18 protein-coding genes are annotated in these 20,526 nt (G+C 60.3%); 10 read left to right on the top strand and 8 right to left on the bottom strand.

Translation table 11 applies throughout. The annotated features are described in order from the left end of the window. Positions 1–107: 107 nt before the first annotated feature. From flgE to ACYASU_RS10285, 6 genes are all read right to left on the bottom strand, one after another. Complete coding sequence (gene flgE / locus ACYASU_RS10260; RefSeq protein WP_192172650.1) at positions 108–1,442, bottom strand: flagellar hook protein FlgE; 1,335 nt, start codon at positions 1,440–1,442, stop codon at positions 108–110. 28 nt (positions 1,443–1,470) lie between these two features. Then, entirely contained in the window at positions 1,471–2,196 is a 726-nt protein-coding gene (locus ACYASU_RS10265) for a flagellar hook assembly protein FlgD (RefSeq protein ID WP_463582725.1), read from the bottom strand. Between the two features lie 15 nt (positions 2,197–2,211). Further along, a complete protein-coding gene (flgC, locus tag ACYASU_RS10270; protein WP_133775926.1) occupies positions 2,212–2,655 on the bottom strand; it encodes a flagellar basal body rod protein FlgC in 444 nt (147 codons plus the stop codon). Between the two features lie 3 nt (positions 2,656–2,658). Then, a complete protein-coding gene (flgB, locus tag ACYASU_RS10275) occupies positions 2,659–3,066 on the bottom strand; it encodes a flagellar basal body rod protein FlgB (protein WP_192172652.1) in 408 nt (135 codons plus the stop codon). A gap of 1,019 nt (positions 3,067–4,085) precedes the next feature. Further along, positions 4,086–4,913 carry a protein-glutamate O-methyltransferase CheR gene (gene cheR, locus ACYASU_RS10280; RefSeq protein WP_192172653.1) on the bottom strand — a complete coding sequence of 276 codons (828 nt, stop codon included), beginning with the start codon at positions 4,911–4,913 and terminating at the stop codon, positions 4,086–4,088. 44 nt (positions 4,914–4,957) lie between these two features. After that, positions 4,958–5,890, bottom strand: coding sequence for a chemotaxis protein CheV (locus ACYASU_RS10285; protein ID WP_463582726.1), 933 nt, complete (start codon positions 5,888–5,890; stop codon positions 4,958–4,960). Positions 5,891–5,963: 73 nt separating this feature from the next. Between ACYASU_RS10285 and flgA the strand changes: the two genes are divergently transcribed. From flgA to ACYASU_RS10330, 9 genes are all read left to right on the top strand, one after another. After that, entirely contained in the window at positions 5,964–6,725 is a 762-nt protein-coding gene (gene flgA / locus ACYASU_RS10290; protein ID WP_192172655.1) for a flagellar basal body P-ring formation chaperone FlgA, read from the top strand. A gap of 170 nt (positions 6,726–6,895) precedes the next feature. Next, positions 6,896–7,213: a flagellar biosynthesis anti-sigma factor FlgM gene (gene flgM, locus ACYASU_RS10295; RefSeq protein WP_192172656.1), complete on the top strand. Its 318-nt coding sequence runs from the start codon at positions 6,896–6,898 to the stop codon at positions 7,211–7,213. A 49-nt stretch (positions 7,214–7,262) separates the two neighbouring features. Next, positions 7,263–7,730: a flagella synthesis protein FlgN gene (locus ACYASU_RS10300; RefSeq protein WP_074893095.1), complete on the top strand. Its 468-nt coding sequence runs from the start codon at positions 7,263–7,265 to the stop codon at positions 7,728–7,730. Between the two features lie 82 nt (positions 7,731–7,812). Then, complete coding sequence (locus ACYASU_RS10305; RefSeq protein WP_192172657.1) at positions 7,813–8,553, top strand: flagellar brake protein; 741 nt, start codon at positions 7,813–7,815, stop codon at positions 8,551–8,553. Between the two features lie 327 nt (positions 8,554–8,880). Continuing rightward, entirely contained in the window at positions 8,881–9,135 is a 255-nt protein-coding gene (locus ACYASU_RS10310) for a PAAR domain-containing protein (protein ID WP_463582727.1), read from the top strand. Positions 9,136–9,143: 8 nt separating this feature from the next. After that, positions 9,144–10,127 (top strand): hypothetical protein, encoded by a 984-nt coding sequence (locus ACYASU_RS10315; RefSeq protein WP_463582728.1) that lies wholly within the window; start codon positions 9,144–9,146, stop codon positions 10,125–10,127. Then, positions 10,124–12,910, top strand: a complete 2,787-nt coding sequence (locus tag ACYASU_RS10320) for a type VI secretion system Vgr family protein (RefSeq protein ID WP_463582729.1) — start codon at positions 10,124–10,126, stop codon at positions 12,908–12,910. The genes ACYASU_RS10315 and ACYASU_RS10320 overlap by 4 nt, the downstream gene beginning before the upstream one ends. 2 nt (positions 12,911–12,912) lie before the next feature. Then, on the top strand, positions 12,913–14,877 hold the full coding sequence (locus ACYASU_RS10325; RefSeq protein WP_463582730.1) for a phospholipase D-like domain-containing protein: 1,965 nt from the start codon (positions 12,913–12,915) through the stop codon (positions 14,875–14,877). A 73-nt stretch (positions 14,878–14,950) separates the two neighbouring features. After that, entirely contained in the window at positions 14,951–15,919 is a 969-nt protein-coding gene (locus tag ACYASU_RS10330) for an SEL1-like repeat protein (RefSeq protein ID WP_463582731.1), read from the top strand. Positions 15,920–16,246: 327 nt separating this feature from the next. On the opposite strand, the gene ACYASU_RS10335 is transcribed toward ACYASU_RS10330, so the two are convergent. Then, positions 16,247–17,719, bottom strand: coding sequence for an MFS transporter (locus tag ACYASU_RS10335; RefSeq protein ID WP_463582732.1), 1,473 nt, complete (start codon positions 17,717–17,719; stop codon positions 16,247–16,249). A 54-nt stretch (positions 17,720–17,773) separates the two neighbouring features. Beyond that, entirely contained in the window at positions 17,774–19,015 is a 1,242-nt protein-coding gene (locus ACYASU_RS10340) for a glutamine synthetase family protein (protein WP_463582915.1), read from the bottom strand. Positions 19,016–19,368: 353 nt separating this feature from the next. On the opposite strand from ACYASU_RS10340, the gene vioA reads away from it, so the two are divergent. Next, positions 19,369–20,487 (top strand): dTDP-4-amino-4,6-dideoxy-D-glucose aminotransferase VioA, encoded by a 1,119-nt coding sequence (gene vioA, locus ACYASU_RS10345; RefSeq protein ID WP_463582733.1) that lies wholly within the window; start codon positions 19,369–19,371, stop codon positions 20,485–20,487. The last annotated feature ends 39 nt before the right edge of the window (positions 20,488–20,526 follow it).

A 20,526-nucleotide genomic window follows, 5' to 3' on the forward strand; every position in this document is an offset into this window, starting at 1 on the left:
AAGTTTCCAGTTCTAGAGTGGGACGGCTCTCGATATTTCAGTCAAACCAAAGGCATAAAAAAAGCCCCTCAGAGAGGGGCTTCAGCGAGCGTATCCAGGGACCTTTATCAGGTCATCTGAATGATCGTCTGCATGATGGTGCTTTGCGTCGAAATGGTCTTGGCGTTCGCCTGGTAGTTGCTTTGCGCCTTGATCAGGTTGACCAGTTCACCGGTCAGGTCGACGTTGGATTCTTCCAGCGCCTGCCCGGTCAAGTAACCCAGCGTACCCGACTGTGGAGCGCCCGTGACCGGGATGCCCGACGAGGCCGATTCGCGCCAGTTGGTGCCGCCCGCGGGTGCCAGCCCCTGAACGTTGGCGAAGTTGGTCAACGACACCTGACCGATCACCTTGGACTGACCGTTGGTGTAAGTCGCGAACATGTTGCCGGTGGCGTCGATGTTCATCGCTGTGATCTGGCCGGTGGCGTAACCGTCCTGGGTCTTGGTGATTGCACCCGAGACCGCGTTGGTCTGGGTGGTCGCCAGCATATTGAGCTTGATCCCGCCCGCGTTGGCGGACGCGCCGTTGCTTGACCAGGTGGTGGTGCTGCCGACGGTGGTCTTGGCGGCCGGTACCCAGTTGTTGATCGAGAAGACGCCGTCAGTACCTACGCTCACGTTTGGCGAATTGGTGGTATCAGGGGCGCCGGTGCCGCTGGTGATCAAGCCACCCGACGAATCGAAGGTCACTGCGGTCGCGTCAGCAGTAGTGGAGTTTGGATCGCTGATGCTGCGGCCATCGACCAGGCTGTACATCGTCCAGGTATTGGTGCCCGTCTTCGAAAAATACTGGTCGAGGGTGTGTTCGTTACCCTGACTGTCGTACAGCGGCGTGCTGTAGGTGGTGGTGTAGCTGTTGGTGTCGGACGGCGAGAACGTCGCAACCGTCGGAACCGTCGACGAGGAGTTCAGGTTGGAAGCGACAGTGATCAAGCTGGTGCTTTTCGGCGCCAGGTTCGACGAATCGACACGCAGGTTGCTCAGCACGCCGGTGGAGACATTGCCCTGACCGTCAACGCTGTAGCCCTGCAGGTTATTGCCCGCTTCGTTGATGATGTAGCCGGCGGAGTCGGTGTGAAATGCGCCGGCACGGGTGTACAGCTTTTCGCCGTTGTTGCTCAGCATGAAGAAGCCGTTGCCGTTGATCGCCAGGTCCAGGCTGCGGCCGGTACCGGTGTTCAGCGTGCCTTGGGTGAACTGCTGCGAAACCGCGGCGGTGGTGACGCCGCTGCCGGTGTTGGTGCCGCCGGAGGTGCCGCGAATCGATTGGGCGTACTGGTCAGCAAATTCCGCACGGGAAGATTTGAAACCGGTGGTCGCGACGTTGGCAATGTTGTTGCCGGTGACGTCGAGACTTTTGTTTGCGGCGTAGAGCCCACTAAGACCAACATTGAAAGACATGATTAACTCCTGCGCCGTCTAGTCGGCTCTAAATTCCGATTTGCTTGATTTTTGACAGTGCCACCTGGGTGCCGCCGGCAAGGTTCAACGTCATGTCAGAGCCCGTTGTGCCCATGGTCACGCTGCTCACTGTCGCCGGCAGATAGGTGCTCAGATTAGTAGCGGTGCCGTCCAGCTTGCCGTTGGCGACGAAGCTGTAATTGCCCGCTGCCACCGCTGCGCCGCTGTCGTCCAGGCCATCCCAGCTAAAGGATGTGGTGCCAGCGGCCTGAGTGCCGAGGTCGATGGTGCGCACGACGTTGGTACCGGTGCTGTCGTAGATCTTCACCGTGGTGTCGGCGCTGGACGATGGCAGCACCACCGAACCGGTCATGGCCTTGCTGGTGTCGACGTAGGTCGAACCTGCGTCCACGGTCACCGAACGGCCGACCAGCGACGAGGCCTGCAACGCCTGGGACGACTGATACATGGTGCTGATCGAGTCGACCGAGGTGCTCAGGTTCTGCATGGTTTCCAGGCTGCTGAACTGAGCCAGCTGGGCCACGAACTCGCTGTTGTCCTGAGGATCGAGCGGGTTCTGGTTCTGCATTTGCGTGACCAGCAATTGCAGGAATGAATCCTTACCCAGCGAACTTGAGCCGGTGAGGCTGCTGGTGTCGGTGCTGGATTTGGTGCTGGTGCCTGTGGTTCCGGGGGTCGTGCTTTGCAGCCCTTTGAGGAACGTCGAGGTAGCGTCTGTGCTTGAGACCGTCATGGATTTCGCCCTTTATCACTGACCCAGGGTCAGGACCTTCTGCATCATTGTTTTCGCGGTGTTCATGATTTCCGCGTTGGTCTGGAACGAACGGCTGGCCGAGATCATGTCGGCCATCTCGTTGACGACGTTGACGTTCGGGTAATACACGTAGCCGTTCTTGTCGGCTGACGGGTGATTTGGCTCGTAACGTGCTTCGAGGTTGGAGGCGTCTTCGACGATGCCGGAAACCTGTACGCCGGTGCCGGCCTGGCCCTGGTCTTCGAACAGCGAGGCGCTGCCGCCGGATTCCTGGCCCTGGAAGACCGTGGCGAACACCGGATGGCGGGCGCGGTAGGTCTTGTCCATGCTGGAGGACACGGTTTCGGCGTTGGCGATGTTACTGGCCACGGTGTTGAGGCGGGTGTTCTGGGCACTCATGCCGCTACCGGCAATATTGAAAACACTGGATAGGGACATGGATTACTCTCCGCGCAGGGCTGCAACCAGCCCTTTGAATTTGCTGTTGAGCAAGGTGAAGCTGGCCTGAAAACCGATGGCGTTTTCGGCGTAGTTGGCGTTTTCGACCTGAGAGTCGACGGTGTTCTGATCGAGCGACGGCTGCGACGGAGTGCGGTAGAGCAGGCTGGCTTCGCCATCGCTCATGCCTTCAGCTTCGATGTGACGGCTGTTGGTCATGTCGAGGGCGAAGTGGCCGTTGTTGCTTTTGTCGCTTTGGGCGGCCAGGACTTTGGAGAAGTCGAGGTCACGCGCCTTGTAGTTGGGGGTGTCGGCGTTGGTGATGTTGTTGGCCAGCACTTCAGCACGCTGGGCGCGGAAGTTGAGCGCTTTTTCGTGGATGCCGAGGGCGTTTTCAAAACTGATGCTCATGTCGGGACCTTTGAGGGCTGACCAGATGTACGTGCAGGAGTTATAGCAAGGTGCGTGCCACTTGCTGGAAGTGCCGTTTTTCGCGGGCTGCAGGGGTGTTGGTGCAGGGGGATGACAGAAAAGCGGCAAGGGATTTCCGCTCGATGGGAGGAAAGCGGCAAGAGCAGTGCCGTTTTTTTGCCGTATCGTGCTTCCGCGTGGAAGATCAAGATCAAGGGCGTCTGCCTGGGGGCAGACGTTTCGCCTTCGGCGAGTTACTTGGAAAAGCACCCCAAGTAACCAAGGGTGCTTGCTCCTGGTTAGGTCCCTCCTCCGTCGGGATACCCTCACTCCGACGACGCTCCGTGGGCCCGCGCCGAACGGACATCCATGTCCTAGCGGCGCTTTCGCGGCATCCATGCCGCTCGGCCCACTCCGCGTCGTCTGCGTTCGGCCTGCACCCAAGTCGCGATTGGCGGTGTCTGGACTTTTTGTGTACGAAGATCAAAAGCAAAAGCAGATCAATGGCTTCCCGTCTGAAGCCAGTCCTACGGACTGCATGCGCTGCTGTTAGTGGGACCGGCTTTAGCCGGGAAGAGGCCAGTGCAGGCGCTTGCTATTTTGCTGATCAGACACCCTACCTGTGGGAGCGAGCTTGCTCGCGAATGCCGTTGCCGTTGCCGTTGCCGTTGCCGTGCTTTTGATCTTCATACGCGAACGGTCCGGTCACCGCCGAACGCGACTTGGGTGCAGGCTGAACGCAGGTCTCGCGGAGTGGGCCGAGCCGCATGGATGCGGCGAGAGCGCCGTCAGGGCATGGATGCCCGTTCGGCGCGGGCCCACGGAGCGAGACCGGAGTGAAGGAACCCTGACGAAGGAAGGGCCCAACCAGGAGCACAAAGCCCTTGGTTACTTGGGGCTTTATCAAGTAACTCGCCGGAGGCGAAATATCTGCCGTGAGGCAGATGCCCTACCAGCGCCAACACTAAACAAAATACCCCGCCTAAGCGGGGTTCTCATCACATCAAAAGCGCAGCCAATCACTTGGCCTGATAAATAATCCCGGGGCTGCACTGCACCATCTGATAGTGATCGGGCAACCCGTTCAACGCCTCCGACGCCCCCAGGAACAAATACCCCCCCGGCTTCAAGGTCGAATGAATACGCAGCAAAATATCCTTCTTCACCTCCGCCGAAAAATAAATCAGCACGTTGCGACAGAACACGATATCGAACTTGCCCAACGCCGCATAACTGTCCAACAGATTGAACGAACGAAACTCCACACGGCTCTTGATCGGCGCCTTCACCGTCCAGCGCCCTGGCGTCTTCTGATCGAAGAAACGCTGCAGACGGTCCGGCGACAACCCTCGGCCGATGGCCAGGCTGTCGTACTCACCCGTCTTGCAATTGTTCAACATCAGACCCGACAAATCCGTCGCCACAATCTGCGCGCCCGACTTCAACTGCCCCGGGTTGCTGCGCTCGAACTCATCGATCGTCATCGACAGCGAATACGGTTCCTGACCCGACGAGCACGCCGCCGACCAGATGCGCAAACGCTGGTTGGGGCTGGCCTTGATCGCCTCGGGCAAGACCTTGTTCTTCATCACCTCGAAGGGGTACGTGTCGCGAAACCACAACGTCTCGTTGGTGGTCATCGCATCCACCACCTGCTCACGCAAACCACTGCGCGGCTGAGTCTGGATCCGCTGGATCAGCTCGCCCAACGATTTGATGGACTGCTGCTCCATCAACTTGTTGAGGCGGCTGGAAACCAGGTACTGCTTATTTTCACCCAGCAAAATGCCACAGGCTTTTTCCAGGAATACCCGGAACTGATCAAAATCCAAATTACCTGTAGACATGCCGCCTCTCAAATCATGTGAACAGCAAGGAGGAAAACCCCTCCTCAGCTGATATCTGCCGCCTTGATACGATCTACCACCCTCGCCGCCAGATCGTCTGGCCGGAACTTGGCCAGGAAATCATCCGCGCCGACCTTCTTGACCATCGCCTGGTTGAACACGCCGGACAACGACGTATGCAACACGATGTGCAACTTCTGCATGCGCGGGTCGCTGCGAATCTCCGCAGTGAGGGTATAGCCATCCATCTCCGGCATTTCAATGTCGGAAATCATCATCAGGAATTCTTCTTCCGGCTTCTTGCCTTCATCCACCAGTTTGCGCAGGAAATCGAGTGCCTGACGACCGTCATTCAACGCCGTGACTTCCACGCCGACGGTTTGCAGGCAACGCGTCACCTGTTTGCGCGCCACCGAGGAGTCATCGACCGTCAGCACGCGCAGCGACAGCGCCTTGTGCTGAACCTCCGCCGAGACCACGCCGACCGAGATGTTCTCGGAGACCGGCGCCACTTCGGCGAGGATCTTCTCGACATCGATGATTTCCACCAGCTGGTTGTCCAGACGCGTCACTGCCGTGAGGTAGTGGTCGCGACCGGTGCCCTTGGGTGGCGGATGAATGTCTTCCCAGTTCATGTTGACGATGCGTTCCACCGCATGCACCAGGAAGCCCTGAATCTTGGTGTTGTACTCTGTGATGATCACGAATGAATTGGTAATGTCAGCCAGCGGCTTGCCACCGGTCGCCAACGCCAGATCGAGGATCGGGATAGTCCCGCCACGAATATTTGCCACACCGCGCACAATCGGACTGGATTTGGGCATATGGGTAAGTTTCGGGCATTGAAGCACCTCTTTTACCTTGAACACGTTGATCCCATACAACTGCTTGCCGTCCAACCGGAACAACAACAGTTCAAGGCGGTTCTGCCCGACCAGTTGAGTGCGCTGGTTTACTGAATCCATCACACCAGCCATGCACCACACCTCCCAAAACGACCAATTGCGCTACCGGAACGGTAAGCGGCACGGGCCTTGCTATTTACTCATCATGAACACACAAACGACAGTATCCCGACGCCCGGCACCCGCAACCCGCAGCTTTGTCTGCGTGCTGGTCGCGCTGTGTCTGTTGTGTGCCGCCAGCCTGAGCCGGGCGGACAACATGACCCTGCCTGAAACACTTATCGGCGTGACCCAGGGCTTTCTTGAATTCACAGTTGAAGACTACATGGCGACCAACCAAACCGCCGGCCGCTACGAAATTGAAGTCAAGCAGTTGGACCCGCGTCTGCGCATGCCGCTGTGCGACAAGGATTTGACAGCCTCACTGGAAAGCCCGGCCCAGCCCATCGGCCGCGTCACCGTGAAGATACGCTGCGAAGGCACGTCCCCGTGGACGGTGTTTGTGCCGGCCCAGGTACACCTTTACCGCAATGTGGTCACGGCCGTGCGGCCCATGAAGCGCGACGCAATCGTGAGTGAAAACGATGTGGCGCTGCGCGAACGCGACGTCAGCCTGCTGGGGCAAGGCTTCCTGGATTCAGTCGATCAGGCAGTCGGGCAAAAAGTTGTCCGACCAACGGTCATCGACCAGATCCTGACGCCCGTCCACCTCGATCAGCCGCAAATGGTCCATAAGGGCGACCAGGTGGTGATCAGTGCGCGCAGCGGTTCAATGAGCGTGCGCATGCCGGGCGAAGCCTTGTCCGACGGCGGTTTCAACGAGCAAATACGCGTGAAGAACCTCAACTCCCAACGGGTGATCAAGGCCAATATCGTTGCGCCCGGGCAAGTCGAGGTCGCTATGTAACTGACATGTGAAGGTAAGACCTCTGGCGCTGCGCTTGCGCTTTTCCTACACTCGGAACCCCTGTGCTCCGTGCGAAGTCCATTCGAGACTGTTTTCGCACGGGCCCTAAAGTTATTCCGGGTCTGGCCGAAACCAAGGCAAGCGTCCTAGAACCCAGAGGTTTTTCAATCATGGTCATCGACTTCAATCGTTTGAACAGCTCCACTACCGTTGGCGGTACAACACGTACTGCCAGCACCAAGGAAGCCAGCAAAACCGAAGCTACGGCAGCGGTCAGCGGCACCTCGAGCGTGCCCGGTAGCGGTGAGGCAGTACATTTGAGCAGCGAAGCTCAACAGTTGCAGAAGATCAGTGATTCGTTGCGTGATCAGCCTGTCGTCAACAGCGCCCGTGTGGCTGAGTTGAAGCAGGCGGTCGCCGACGGCAGCTATAAGGTCGACAGCAATCGTGTTGCAAGCAAACTGCTTAACTTCGAAGCCCAGCGCTAGCCCCAGGTCTGCGCAGGGGCTTCTGGACGCTTAAACACCAGGGCATGCGATGCAAGACACTACATTGCTTCAACTGATCACGGACGACATTGCGCCAACCCGGCATCTGCTGGATATCCTGAAGGCTGAGTCAGTGGCGCTTCACGGGCGCAATATGGTCGAGATGGAACACATCCTGGCGCAGAAACAGGCGCTGGTGATCGTGCTCGAGCAGCATGGACGCCGACGTACCCAGCTGATGACCAGCCTGGGTCTGCCCGCCAATCGAGCGGGACTCGAAGAAGTGGCGAAACATTCGTCAGTGGGTGAAGCCTTGTTGACCGCAGGCGATGAACTCAGCGCGCTGATGAGTGAATGCCAGGCGGCCAACGAACAGAACGGCAGCCTCATCCAGCTCCAGCAACTCACCACGGCACAGCAGTTGAGGATTCTCAACGGCGGCGACACGCCCACGCTGTACGACAGTCGCGGTTCGACGTCGGGCAAGGCCAGGCCGCGTCCGCTCAGCCAGGCGTAAGTTCTTGTATCAAGGTGCGCACTGTGGTGGCAATATGCCGCACGCTGCACGCTGCCGTTATTTGCCTGGAGATGGATAGACCGTGAATGCCTCAAGCGCGGACGATGTTCCGCAGCCCCCGAAGGTACTGACCACCCCGTTGGAAATCGCCGCCAATCTGCGGCTGCTGATGGAAAGTCATGACCCGTTGATCATCACGTTTCACGAACGCACCCAGCGTTTTCAGAGTTACGTGATCGACGTCGACCGTGACACCAACCAGGTCATTTTCGACGAGATGATCCCCCGAGATGGCGAGCGTTTCCTTGCCAGCGGTGAGCCCTTCCGGGTCGAAGGTTTTCACGACGGTGTGCGCATCGCCTGGGAAAGCAAAGCCCAGCTGACCGTAATCGAAGAGCCGCGCAGCTATCGCGGCCCTCTCCCTGAAGAAGTCGTCTATCACCAGCGCCGTAACGCGTTTCGCGCGGCCCTGAAGCTGGCTTCCCTGATTGATGTCGAGATTGGCGGCGACCGGCTCAAATTCCCGTTGCGCGGCAAACTGCTGGATGTCTCCGCTACCGGGTGCAAGCTGCGCTTTGAGGGCGATATCTCCGAGCGCATGCAACTGGGCCAGGTCTATGAGCGCTTCATCGCCTCCCTGCCCTTCGGCAACATGACCACGCCGGTCGAACTGCGCTATCTGCACTTCGAAGAAAGGATCAACACCACGTTCGCCGGTGTGCGCTTCCACAACATGAGTGGATTGGTGCAGCGTCAGGTCGAGCGTTTCGTGTATCAGCTGCAGCGCGAAGCGCGACGCTTCGACAAAGACGACGATTTCTGATCGTTTGTGATGACCGGCTGGCGCGTTTCAGGGCGTGCTGGCCGGTTGCCGACATCCGCTGCTATCACCCGCCCCAGAACGCGCACACCAAATAGCGCTTCCTGATCCAATCCCGCAACGCCCCCCCGCCCCGCTCCAACCCACGCCTGTTCGATCAAAATGCGAACCTCATCACGCCCGCGTGTAGGACTCTTCACCGCGCCAAAGTAGGACGCGTCTTGAAATAACCTGTACCACTTTCAAGCCCCTGACCCTGTGTTAATTTCGCGGCTCAAACGCAGCGGAGCATGGACGCTCGCTGCGGCCACATCTCAGGGAAGTTTTGTCATGCGCCCCATCATCGTTCTCAACGACCCCACCCTCAAAGGCGGTCGAGTCATTCAAGGCTCGCCCTCCACGTTCCTGCACGGTCTCGAAGTCGCCCGCCACGGCGACGGCGTGCTCTGCTTTCACGGCCCCTGTGCAATCGCCGAAGGGGATGAAACCTGCCTCGTCGATGACCGACCCATTGCCCGCGACGGGGATCGCCTGCTGTGCGGCGACGCCCTCATCGCGACCCACGATGACTGCTGCATCCTGTAGGGGTCGTCATGAAATATTCCTTTTTGAAACGGCTGCTCGGCAAACCTGTGCAGCTGCCACCCCCTGCCGTCCCGCGGCAGTACGTGGCACCACCGCGCAGCATGTACGACCGGATTTCCGAAAAGCGCCTGGCACAGGAAGCCGCCCAGCGCCTGCTGGACCGGGCCAAACCCCGAGGTGATTTCTGCTCGCAGAGCGTCAGCGTCGAGGACGTCTGGCTTCGATTGCCCGGGCACTCCCTGGACCAGCAGTTACCTGTCCAGGACATCCCCAGGCACGCGAACGCGCTGAGCCACGATTCAAGGCTGATGGCTGCCGATGGCTCGCGCCGACTGTTACGGCGGATCGAGATCGACGCGATTCCTCTGCCCTCGATCGACCCGCTCGCCCGCGCCATGGAACTGCTGCAGGCGACCCTGACCCAGTGCCCGCTGCTCGACCGAGTTGCGGACTGGACGCAGGTTGAAGTGCATCTGTTCCCGCCGGCCCATGTCGATCCACTCGTCTGGTTCGAAACCGTGGTGAGTGTGTGGCCCCAGGCGTGGCTGCCCGGCGGCGGTTTCCGTATCGCCGGCCAGGCGCCGGGGCCGTGGCTTGCCGAATTGCTGTCCAGCAACCTGAGCATGCCCAATCATCTGTGCCTGAGCATCGACAGCTGGGCCACTCTGCCGGCCAACGCACACGCTGCGGCTCCGGCGCCCCTGGGTGAGGTGGTATCCCTCGTTTCACTCAAGCGGGACGCGCGGACCGACACCCCGAATACCGCCCCCGAGCAGACCTTCAATCAGCAGTTTCAGGCCCCGTCGCTGTGCGGCCAGGTCGGGACCGTCGCTGCCGAATGGACGCGGATGGCCCTCGACTGCCTGGCGGCCCAAGCCTCCACCGGCCAGGCCCAATGGGTGCTGGACCTTACCGACAGCGGTTCAAGCAGCGGATCGATCATCGCTGCCCCCCACGCCGTGCCCACTGCCCCGACAGGAAGTCCGACATGACCTTCGCACCCCCCTCCCCCTTCAACTTCGCCGGTATCCGCCAGGAAGGACGCCTGCTCGAACTCAAGACGCCACTGACCGAGCCGCTGCTGGCCGTGCGCGTCCATAGGGTCGAGCGAATCGGCCGAATCCCGCGTTACTGCGTGGACGTCGTCAGCGAGTCGACACGCCTCGACCCCCATCAATTGATCGGCGAGCCGGTTCGCCTCGCCATCAAGGGCGCCGACGGCAGCCACAGTTACAAACACGGTTTCGTGGGCAGCGCGCGCTACCTCGGCAGCGACGGCAGTTTGCAGGACTGGCAGCTCGAATTCGCGCCGTGGTTCAGCCTGCTGGAATACCGTCAGGATTGCCGCATCTGGCAAGACATGACGTTGATCGACATCTTCACCGACGTATTCCGAGGGCATCCCCAGGCGCAAGGCCGCTATGAATTCAACTTGCGCCACGAGCATCCGCCGCAGTCCTACGTCACCCAGTTCAACGAAAGCGACGCCCACTTTGTGCAGCGCTGGTGCGAGCAGGCCGGCATCTATTGGTACGTCGTCCATGAGGCTGACCAGCACCGGATTGTGTTCGTCGACAGCGTCCTTGACCTGCCGCCGCTGGAGCCGGAAGCGCTGCCTTTTCACACCCAGACGGCCGCGCTGGATCACGACAGCATCGTGGAATGGAGTCAGGCCGACACGCTGCTGAATGGCCACGTTCTGTGGAGCAGCAACAATTACCGCGCTCACCGCCAGCCCATGTCTGTCCGCTCCATGGGCCTTAATCCACCGGGGGCGGCGAAGACGCTCGAGCGTTATGAATACCGAGGCCAGTACGCGTGGCACAGCGAAGACGACGGCAACTGGCAGACACGGGTGCAAATCGAGCAGGTGGAATCAGCCGCGTGGCGCATCACCGGCCATGGCGGCGTCCGGCACATGCTCCCGGGTCACGGGTTCGAGCTGCGCGGGCATCCGCTGTATGAGGACGGGCCCGCTAAACGCCGTACGTTTCTGCTGATCGCCGTCGAGTTTTTCGCGCAAAGCAATTTACCCGTTGCACTGACACGCCGTGAACGCCCCGGCAGCCTGCAATCGCGCCTGAAAGAGCTGGGCGCCGACAAGCCGTCCGAGAAAGGCGAAGGATTTTATTGCAACGCGTTCGAGGCCCAACGTCTGGACGTCCCGTACCGCAGTGCCTTCGAACACCAAAAGCCTGCTAACCCCGGGCCGCAGACCGCCGTGGTCGTGGCGCCCAACGGCGGGCCATTGCAGACCGACGCGCTGAATCGGGTGTGCGTGCGCTTTCACTGGGACCGCCTCCAATCACCGGCAAAAGCACCCAGTTGCTGGCTGCGCATGCTGCAAAACAGCAGCGGCGCCGGTTGGGGCAGTGTCTACGTGCCGCGGGCAGGTGAAGAAGTGGTGGTCACCTTTCTCGACAACGACATCGACCGCCCGCTGATCCTCGGCCAGGTCTACGGCGGCGACAAACCGGCGTGGCATTCCACGGGCCGGATGAGCGGCTACAAAAGCCAGGAAATCGACGGGCTCGGTTACAACCAATGGGTCATGGACGACACCACGGCGCAGTTGCGCACGCAGATCCATAGCAGTCATGGCCACAGCCAACTGAACCTCGGCTGCCTGGTCGATCAACAGGGCAATGACCGCGGCGCGTGGCGCGGTGACGGGTTTGAATTGCGCACCGATGCCTCCGGCGCCATTCGCGCGCCGCAGGGTTTGTACCTCAGCACCTGGCGGCGCACCAAGGCACAAAGCGGGCATCTGGACACCAGCGAGGCCGGCCAGCAGTTAAGCGACGCCTTGCAGCGCGTGACGACGCTGTCCGACCAGGCCGCTCAGCACAATGCCCTTGCGCTGGAGGAAGGCCTCGAAAACCTGAACCGGCTGCATCAGGCCGCCACGCATTCCCACCGTCAGGGCAATGCGACCTCTCAGGGCTATGACGCACCGCTGATCGTCGCTTCCGCGCCCGCCGACATCGCCGCTGTCACGCCGGAGAACATCCAGCTGCACAGCGGCCGCCACACCAGCCTCTCCAGCGGTGAAGACATCAACCTCGCCAGTGCACGCTCGCTGCTGGTCAGTGTGGGTCGCAGCATCAGCCTGTTTGCCCGCGACGCCGGGGCGAAGCTGTTCGCCGCGAAGGGCAAGGTTGAGATTCAGGCCCAGGACGACGCCATCGAACTGACCGCCAAAGACAGCGTACGCATCACCTCCACGGCGCGAACCATCGAGATCGCTGCCCAGGAGGAAATTCTGCTGACCTGCGGCGGTGCCTTTATCCGCCTCAAGAACGGCGATATCCAGATCCACGCCCCCGGCACCATAGACATCAAGGCGGCGAAGAAAACCATCGGCAACGCCAGCCAGATGGACCGCGAGCAGACGCCGTGGCCGCAGAGCACGGCGGGCCAGACGCTGACCCTGCTGGCCGGGCAAAGCAGCGCCGCCAGTCACCAGCCGTGGACCGGCATGCCTTACACGGTGTTCGCCGACGGGGTCGAGATTGAAAAGGGTGTGATGTCGAGCGACGGGAAAATCAGCGTTGAGCACCGGGTATCCCGCTCGCGCTACCGCGTCGAACTGGCCAACGGCGCCAGCTATGACATCCCGGTCAGCGGTGATTACCTCGGCGATCAGGACAACGGCGCACGCGCCAACCGCGGCCTGCATCGCCATCAACACAGCCTGACGCCCGGTTCGGGCGAAGCACCCAGTCAGTACCGCGAAGACTACGACCGCCTCAACCATCCAGACACGGAAGCCTGAAGATGAACACACCCAGCATCACCTGCCCCATCGCCACCCGCCAGACCTCATCGGCCGTCATGAATCAGCGCTGGATGGTCGAGTGCAGCGAGTATTCGCCCAAGCCTGCGACCTTCGAGCCGCTGGTGAATGGCGAACGAGCATTCGGCGCCGTCCACGACGCGATCATGGCGGCAAAACATTCGGTCGAGATCATTTGCTGGGGGTTTCAGCCTTCGATGCAGTTCAAGCGCGGCGGTGGTCAGGCGCAGTGCATCGGCGAATTGCTGGTCAATAAAGCCTCCCTTGGCGTGAAGGTGCGCGTGCTGTGCTGGTCCGACAGCGCGCACCTGACTGCGATGTTCGCGGAGAACATGACACCAGGACGCAACGTGGCCTCTATTGCATCGCACGCCGGCGACTGGCGATCCACGTGGCAGCAAGCGTATGACTGGGAATGGTACCGCCGCGCCTCAACCCCTGGCACCGGTGCCAGTTCGCTGGTGGAGAGGGTGTTCCCCGGACTGAAGGGCTTCCGATTAACCAAGTTACTGGCACAAGAACTGTTCAAGGCGGGCGCGCGGCCTTTCGAAAACATCGAGTTTGCGGTCCGCGACCTGGGGCTGGCCGACCGAGCGGAGATTGCCTATCAAATATGGACCCGCTCCCGAGAGCAAGGCGCGACAGAACTTGAGGCCGCCAGCAAGGCGGCGGCGATGTCGGTGATCCCCACCCATCACCAGAAAATGGTGCTGGTGGACTACGACCACGCCGACCGTGCAGTCGGTTTCGTCATGGGCCACAACATGCTCGACCCCTATTGGGACCGCGACGACCACGCCCATGCTCGTGCGAATGATGTGTCCGGCCGCAACGGTTCTACGCCGCGCCAGGACATATCCAGCCGTGTCACCGGCCCGGTGCTCCAGGACCTGAACGCCAACTTCACCCAGGCCTGGCTGAAGGCGACCGGCATTGACCTGCAGACCGCCCGTGAGCCGCTCGCCGCTAATCTGAAGCCGCGCAAAGGCTTTGGGCCGCCGATGATGGCGCAAGTGCTGCGCACCCAGACCGAGGCCGGCAAGCGCGACATCCGGACCATGTACCTGCAGGCGGTCAAGAACGCGACCCAGTTCATCTACATCGAGAACCAGTACTTCCGCTGGAAGCCGTTCGCCGACGCCGTTGTCGACATCGCCCGCCGCCATGCCGAAGGCGGCCGCGACCCTGGCGAACACGGCTACCTGCATTTGTTCGTCGTCACCAACTCCTCCGACGAGGGCATGGCCGACGGCGCCCTCGGCACGTTTCGCATGCTTCGGCAACTGGGCCGCAGTGAAGTCATGCCCTCTGTGGCGCGTCTCGAACACGATGATTATTGGCAGGCGAAGCTCGATGCGCTGCGCGAGGAGCACTTTGCTGCGTTACGCAAACTGACGGCCTATTACGACCGGGCGGATGCAATGGGCAAGCTTGATGGCCCCATCGAACGGTTGGAAATCGAACGTGATGAACTGGTCAGGCAATACAAAGAGCTGGCGGGGAAAATTTACCAGGAGAGAAAAGCGCCTATTACTCCGACAGAAGTCCCGGGATTGAAAGTTCATATCTGCACACTCGTCGCCCCCGACTCCCCGCCGGATAACTGGCTGGAAGTGTATATCCATAGCAAGTTGATGATTGTTGATGACGTGTTTACCACGCTGGGCTCGGCGAATATCAATGAGCGGAGTATGAGTTCTGATAGCGAGTTGAATATATGTGTCGAGGATCCGGCGGTGGCGAAACCGTTGAGGAGGCAGTTGTGGGGTTTGCATACAGGAGAAGAGGAAGTAGGCAGCATTTCGGATGCATATGAAGACTGGTCAACAATATTGAGAGAAAACAAACGGAAACGATATCCAACCTTGATTGGCAACGCACAGCGACCGAAGTGCTCACTTGTGGAATTCCTTCGAACCAGCCCAAGCCGTACCAATCTGGACTGATATGAAATTTAAGTATGCCATCATCTTAGCATCGACGTTGATGCTGACTGCCTGTGACTCAGGAGATAAACCCGTGACAAATTTCATTCCTCAGAAAGCCGATTATGATGTTGCCTACAAACGTCTGGAATTTGCGTGTGTGCACGAAAGCGAACGTATGCCAAGCGTACCTCCAGACGCAGAACCTTTATATCGATATGGATTACATCTGACACAACTTAAGGGTCCAAAAGATTTCGACAAGGCCGCTCGCTATTTTCGAATCGCCGCTGCAATTGGGGATTATCGCGCTGCGACCAATTTGCAAAAATTACTTTCGCAAGGGATGACTGCCGCAGAGCATCCCGCTCGGGAGACCATAAATTTAGTAGAGGAATTTATGGCCCAAGGCATCCCAGGCGCTTTCTACGACATGGGACATTATTTGGAACTTGGGTACGGCTTAAGGCAAGACGTGGAAGCTGCACGCTACTATTTCAGGCGCGCAGCAGACATGGGTAACCCCAGCGCCCAATATTACGTCGCTGATATGCTCGCTCGGATCGGCAATGTAGGAGATGTAGCGCACTCTATGATGCGATGTGCTATGGAGCAGGGACACGCTGAAGCAGCGGCAGATGTGGGCACTTCCGAACAGATACGACATAACTACACAGACGCTGCGTTTGCTTATCAAGCGGCTGTAAAAGCTGGGGATTCCGCCAGCGCAACGGTTTTAGCAAAAGCATTTAGTAAAGATCAGCAGATCAATGCTCCGGACAGTTTCGCGCTAGGAATGGATTCAGAAAGAGCGCGACGCTATAGAATAATCGCTGGCTTCATACGCAGGTACGAACACACAGGCGGCAAAGTCCCCGACATTGACCTAATCGTCCCCCTCCCCCCAGCCAAACTTCCCGATTGGGACGAAACATTCGAATGGAAACGCAAGCGCGACGCAGCCGCACCTCCCTCCCCACCCAGCGAAGAATTGATCGCGCGAATGTGCGAGGAGAAAAACCTTGATCCAGCAACAGGTTGGCCGTTGAGCGGATTGAAGTAATAGCACTCGGCGCAGATTGTCGGCTACATGTACTAGCGCGCTTGCCCGCGAATGGGGCCAGCCAGACAAAATCCATTTCGCAGACAGATCGCCCTCGCGAGCAAGCTCACTCCTACAGTGGCTTGTGTCGGCCAAAGTTTGAGGGTGAGACGCGGAACCTGTGGGAGTGAGCTTGCTCACGAATGCCACGGGTCAGGCAAATTCCCCATCACTGACACACCGCCTTCGCGAGCAAGGTGAAGCGCCACCCCGGTCGCCCCCACAGAGTTCTACGGCGCAGCGGAAAAAGTGGATCGCAGCAAGATCAAAAAGATCGACAAGCCCCTATCACAAAGGCCGATCAACCCCAACATCCCGACGCACCTCAACCGCTTCCTCCGGCCCAGCCGCGTCAGGTTCGGCAGCCACTTCCTCATCCATAATCGCCACCGGCCGCACAACGCCCTCACCCGACGCCACAACACGCTCCACCATCTCTGGCTGCACTTCAGATTCAGCCGCCATATCCGGCGCCACATCCGACGAAACCTCAGGCTCAACGTCCTGCATCTGATCCTGCACCACCTGCTCATCCACCCGAGGGTCAAGGGCAACCACCAGCGGGGAGCTGGACATGCTGTCGGGCATCGCGATGTGGTGCAGCGGGGCGTCTTCGACTTGGTGCAGGTTGGTGACGGCTTTCGGACGAATACGCAGCACCAGCACCAGCGCCACGAAGCAGACGAAGGCGTAGAGCATGTTGCTGCCGAACATCTTCATCAGCACGCCGGACACCAGGGGGCCGACGCTGGCGCCGACGCCGTACGTCATCAGCAGCATGGCGGTCAGGGACACGCGGCGTTCGCCTTCGACGTGGTCGTTGGAGAAGGCCACGGCCAGCGGATACAGCGAAAACTGCAGCAGGGACGCCAGGAATCCCACCGCCAGCAGCAGTTCCATGGGCACACTCGGGAGGACCGCCAGCGGCAGGGATGCCAGCACGAGCAAGCCGGCCACGCCGCGAATCAGCCAGGCGCGGTCGTAGCGGTCCGAGAGTTTGCCCAGCGGGCCTTGCACGATAAGGCCCGCGCCGATGCAGCTGGCCATGAACAGACCGACATGCTCGGTCGACAGCCCCTGTTGCGCGGCATAGAGCGGCGCCAGACCGTAGAACGAGCCGATGATCATGCCCGCGCTCAACACGGTGGTCAGGGATTGCGGCACCCGGCGCATGAAGAACAGCGGCTCCAGCGGTGCCGGGTGCATCGGTGCCGGGTGAATGCTGCGGGTCATTGCCACGGGCACGAGGCAGAGCGCAAAACACATCGCCACGAGCATCAGCAGTTCAGGCCCTAGCTGCGGGTGGATGACCAGAATCAGCTGGCCGAGCACCAGCCCCAGGTACGACGCGATCATGTACAGGCTGAACACCGTGCCGCGCTGCTTGGGCGAGGCCTGCTCGTTGAGCCAGCTCTCGATGACCATGTACTGGCACATCATGCCCAGGCCGACGATCATCCGCAGGAAGATCCACGCTGGCAGGTAGTCGAAGAGCCCGTGGCCCAAGACCGCCGCGCCGACGATCCCGGCGCAGGTGGCGTACGCACGAATGTGCCCGATCCGGCCGATCAGCCGGTGGCCGATCTTGCCGCCCAGGGCCAGACCGACGTAATTCGCGGCCATCAACGCACCCACCCACAGGCCATCGACCTGATCGGCGGCCAGACGCAAGGCAAGGTAGGTGCTGAGCAGGCCCGAGCCGATCAACATCATCAGCGAGGCAAAATACAGCGCTCGAAAGGACTTCCAGATTTGGCGCATAGCTTTCCAAAAGACGGAAACCCTCGATTTCAGAGGATTTCCGAACAGCGATTCTTAAGCCTGAGCGGCCAGAACGCGGCGCTCCCAGGGGGTGATTTCGTTGAAGAAGCTGGTCAGTTCCAGGGTCTTCGACGCGACGTAGCCTTCGATGAATTCGGCACCAAACAGTTCCTTGGCCAACGTGCTGCGAGTCAGACGTTCCAGGGCAGCGTGCAGGGTACATGGCAACGACAGATTATCGGGCACAACGAACTCGCCTTGGATCGGCGGTGACGGTTCCAGCGCGTGCTCGATGCCATAAAGCCCCGCAGCCAGACTGGCCGCAATGGCCAGATACGGGTTGGCGTCGGCGCCTGGCAGACGGTTTTCGACCCGACGGGCGACCGGTGCGCTGGCCGGAATACGCAGCCCCGCCGAGCGATTATCGTGGGACCAGCAGGCGTTGTTCGGCGAGGCGAACGGATGGCACAGACGCTGATAGGAGTTGACGTTGGGCGCAAACAACGCGGTGAAATCAGCCATCGCCGCCTGCTGCCCGCCGATGAAGTGATGGAACAGCTCAGTGGCCTCTCCCTGATCGTCGCTGAAGATGTTCTGGCCGGTGGCGGTCGCGACCACGCTCTGGTGAATGTGCATGGAACTGCCGGGGGTGTGCGCCAGCGGTTTGGCCATGCACACCACGATCAGGCCGTGCTTGAGCGCGACTTCCTTGAGCATGTGCTTGAACAGAAATGTCTGGTCGGCCAGCAGCAGCGGATCGCCGTGCAGCAGATTGATCTCGAACTGGCTGACGCCCATCTCGTGCATGACGGTGTCGCGGGGCAGGCCCAGCGCGGCCATGCAGGCGTAGACCTCTTTGAAGAACGGTCGCAGGCCGTTGTTGGAACTGATGCTGAACGCCGACTGGCCATCTTCGCGACGGCCGTCCAGACCGACCGGCGGCTGGAAGGGCTGGCTCGGATCCGGGTTGGCAGCGAAGACGAAGAACTCAAGCTCGGTGGCCACCACCGGTGACCAGCCATGCCGGGCGTAGCGGGCGATCACCGATTTGAGCTGGCCGCGGGTGGACAGCGGCGACGGCTGGCCGTCGAGCTCGTCGGCGTCGCAGATTGCGAGGGCGCGAGGCTCGTCGCTCCACGGCAGACGGTGGATCTGCTGCGGGTCGGCAATCAGGGCCAGGTCGCCGTCGTCGCTGCCGTAGAATTTCGACGGCGGGTAGCCGCCCATGATGCATTGCAGCAGTACGCCCCGCGCCAGCTGCAACCGACGGCCTTCCTGAAAGCCCTCGCCGGTCATCACCTTCCCTCGTGGCACGCCGTTCAGATCCGGCGTGACGCATTCAATTTCATCAATGCCCATCAGTCGCTGCGCGAGTGAACGGTGGTCATCGCTGCTCATGACTCAAATCCTTTTTATGGGGCAGGCCGCAGGGCGGCAAGGCGTACAAAATAAGCGTCAGGCGTTCGGAATATCAAGCGCATCTTTGCCGCACGGCGGGTTGGCCGGCTTCTTGCTTTTTCGGTGCCATAGCGCCGCAAACGCCATTTCGATGACGGCGAGCGTTCGACGACGCCAGCCATCACAGCGCGGGCGTTCCGCCGTGCGTCAACGCGCACAGACCGCAGCGCGTCAGAGAGCACAGGAAGCTTATGAGTAAAACGATCCCGGTCACCCAGCCGCTGCTGCCCCCGCTGGAAGAGTTCATGCCGTATCTGCAGCAGATATGGGACAGCAAGCGCCTGACCAACGCCGGGCCCTTCCATGAAAAGCTGGAGAAAGACCTGGCCGCGTACCTGGGCGTCGACCACTTGTGCCTGTTTTCCAACGGCACGCTGGCGCTGCTCACGGCGTTGCAGGCGTTGCGTGTGACCGGCGAAGTCATCACCACGCCCTACTCGTTCGTTGCCACTGCCCACTCGCTGCTGTGGAACGGGCTCAAACCGGTGTTCGTCGACATCGCGCCGGGCACCTTCAACCTCGACCCAGACCGCATCGAAGAGGCCATCACCCCGGCGACCACGGCCATCATGCCGGTGCATTGCTATGGCATGCCGTGTGACGTCGACCGCATCCAGCAAATCGCCGACCGCTATGGCCTGAAAGTGATCTACGACGCCGCCCACGCCTTCGGTGTGCAGCACCAGGGGCAGAGCCTGCTGCGCAACGGCGACCTGTCGGTGCTCAGTTTCCACGCCACCAAAGTCTTCAACACCTTCGAGGGCGGCGCGATTGTCTGCCCGGACGCGAAAACCAAAAAACGCATCGATTACCTGAAGAACTTCGGTTTCGCCGATGAAGTGACCGTCGTTGCCCCCGGCATCAACGGCAAGATGAGCGAGATCAACGCCGCGTTCGGCCTGTTGCAGCTCAACTACATCGATGGCGCGCTGGAACGCAGAAAGCAGATTGATTCGATGTACCGCGAAGCACTGACGCAGATACCCGGCATCGATTTGCTCTGGAGTCCCGGTGAGCACCACAACTATTCGTACTTCCCGGTGCTGGTGGGCGACGCCTTCCCCATCAGCCGAGACGCCTTGTTCGAGCGCTTTCGCGAGCAGGACATTCTGGTCCGGCGCTATTTCTACCCGTTGATCTCGTCCTTCCCGATGTACCGCAGCCTGGAATCCGCCAAACCGGACCGCCTGCAGGTGGCGAGCGATGTGTCGAATCGGGTTCTGTGCCTGCCGATCTTCGATAGCCTCACCCCGGATGAATTCGCCCGCGTTATCGCGATCATGCAGACGGTGCTGGCCGAGCACCGCTGAGCCGCGCCCACATTCACATCGCCGGTCCGCCCCCATGAG

Source organism: Pseudomonas sp. HP_12, assembly GCF_055283955.1.

What these genes read in the sequence shown, in the direction of transcription:
- flgE (WP_192172650.1), bottom strand. Translation starts at nt 1,442, where the DNA reads ATGTCTTTCAATGTTGGTCTTAGTGGGCTCTACGCCGCAAACAAAAGT.
- ACYASU_RS10265 (WP_463582725.1), bottom strand. Translation starts at nt 2,196, where the DNA reads ATGACGGTCTCAAGCACAGACGCTACCTCGACGTTCCTCAAAGGGCTG.
- flgC (WP_133775926.1), bottom strand. Translation starts at nt 2,655, where the DNA reads ATGTCCCTATCCAGTGTTTTCAATATTGCCGGTAGCGGCATGAGTGCC.
- flgB (WP_192172652.1), bottom strand. Translation starts at nt 3,066, where the DNA reads ATGAGCATCAGTTTTGAAAACGCCCTCGGCATCCACGAAAAAGCGCTC.
- cheR (WP_192172653.1), bottom strand. Translation starts at nt 4,913, where the DNA reads ATGTCTACAGGTAATTTGGATTTTGATCAGTTCCGGGTATTCCTGGAA.
- ACYASU_RS10285 (WP_463582726.1), bottom strand. Translation starts at nt 5,890, where the DNA reads ATGGCTGGTGTGATGGATTCAGTAAACCAGCGCACTCAACTGGTCGGG.
- flgA (WP_192172655.1), top strand. Translation starts at nt 5,964, where the DNA reads ATGAACACACAAACGACAGTATCCCGACGCCCGGCACCCGCAACCCGC.
- flgM (WP_192172656.1), top strand. Translation starts at nt 6,896, where the DNA reads ATGGTCATCGACTTCAATCGTTTGAACAGCTCCACTACCGTTGGCGGT.
- ACYASU_RS10300 (WP_074893095.1), top strand. Translation starts at nt 7,263, where the DNA reads ATGCAAGACACTACATTGCTTCAACTGATCACGGACGACATTGCGCCA.
- ACYASU_RS10310 (WP_463582727.1), top strand. Translation starts at nt 8,881, where the DNA reads ATGCGCCCCATCATCGTTCTCAACGACCCCACCCTCAAAGGCGGTCGA.
- ACYASU_RS10315 (WP_463582728.1), top strand. Translation starts at nt 9,144, where the DNA reads ATGAAATATTCCTTTTTGAAACGGCTGCTCGGCAAACCTGTGCAGCTG.
- ACYASU_RS10320 (WP_463582729.1), top strand. Translation starts at nt 10,124, where the DNA reads ATGACCTTCGCACCCCCCTCCCCCTTCAACTTCGCCGGTATCCGCCAG.
- ACYASU_RS10325 (WP_463582730.1), top strand. Translation starts at nt 12,913, where the DNA reads ATGAACACACCCAGCATCACCTGCCCCATCGCCACCCGCCAGACCTCA.
- ACYASU_RS10335 (WP_463582732.1), bottom strand. Translation starts at nt 17,719, where the DNA reads ATGCGCCAAATCTGGAAGTCCTTTCGAGCGCTGTATTTTGCCTCGCTG.
- ACYASU_RS10340 (WP_463582915.1), bottom strand. Translation starts at nt 19,015, where the DNA reads ATGACCGGCGAGGGCTTTCAGGAAGGCCGTCGGTTGCAGCTGGCGCGG.
- vioA (WP_463582733.1), top strand. Translation starts at nt 19,369, where the DNA reads ATGAGTAAAACGATCCCGGTCACCCAGCCGCTGCTGCCCCCGCTGGAA.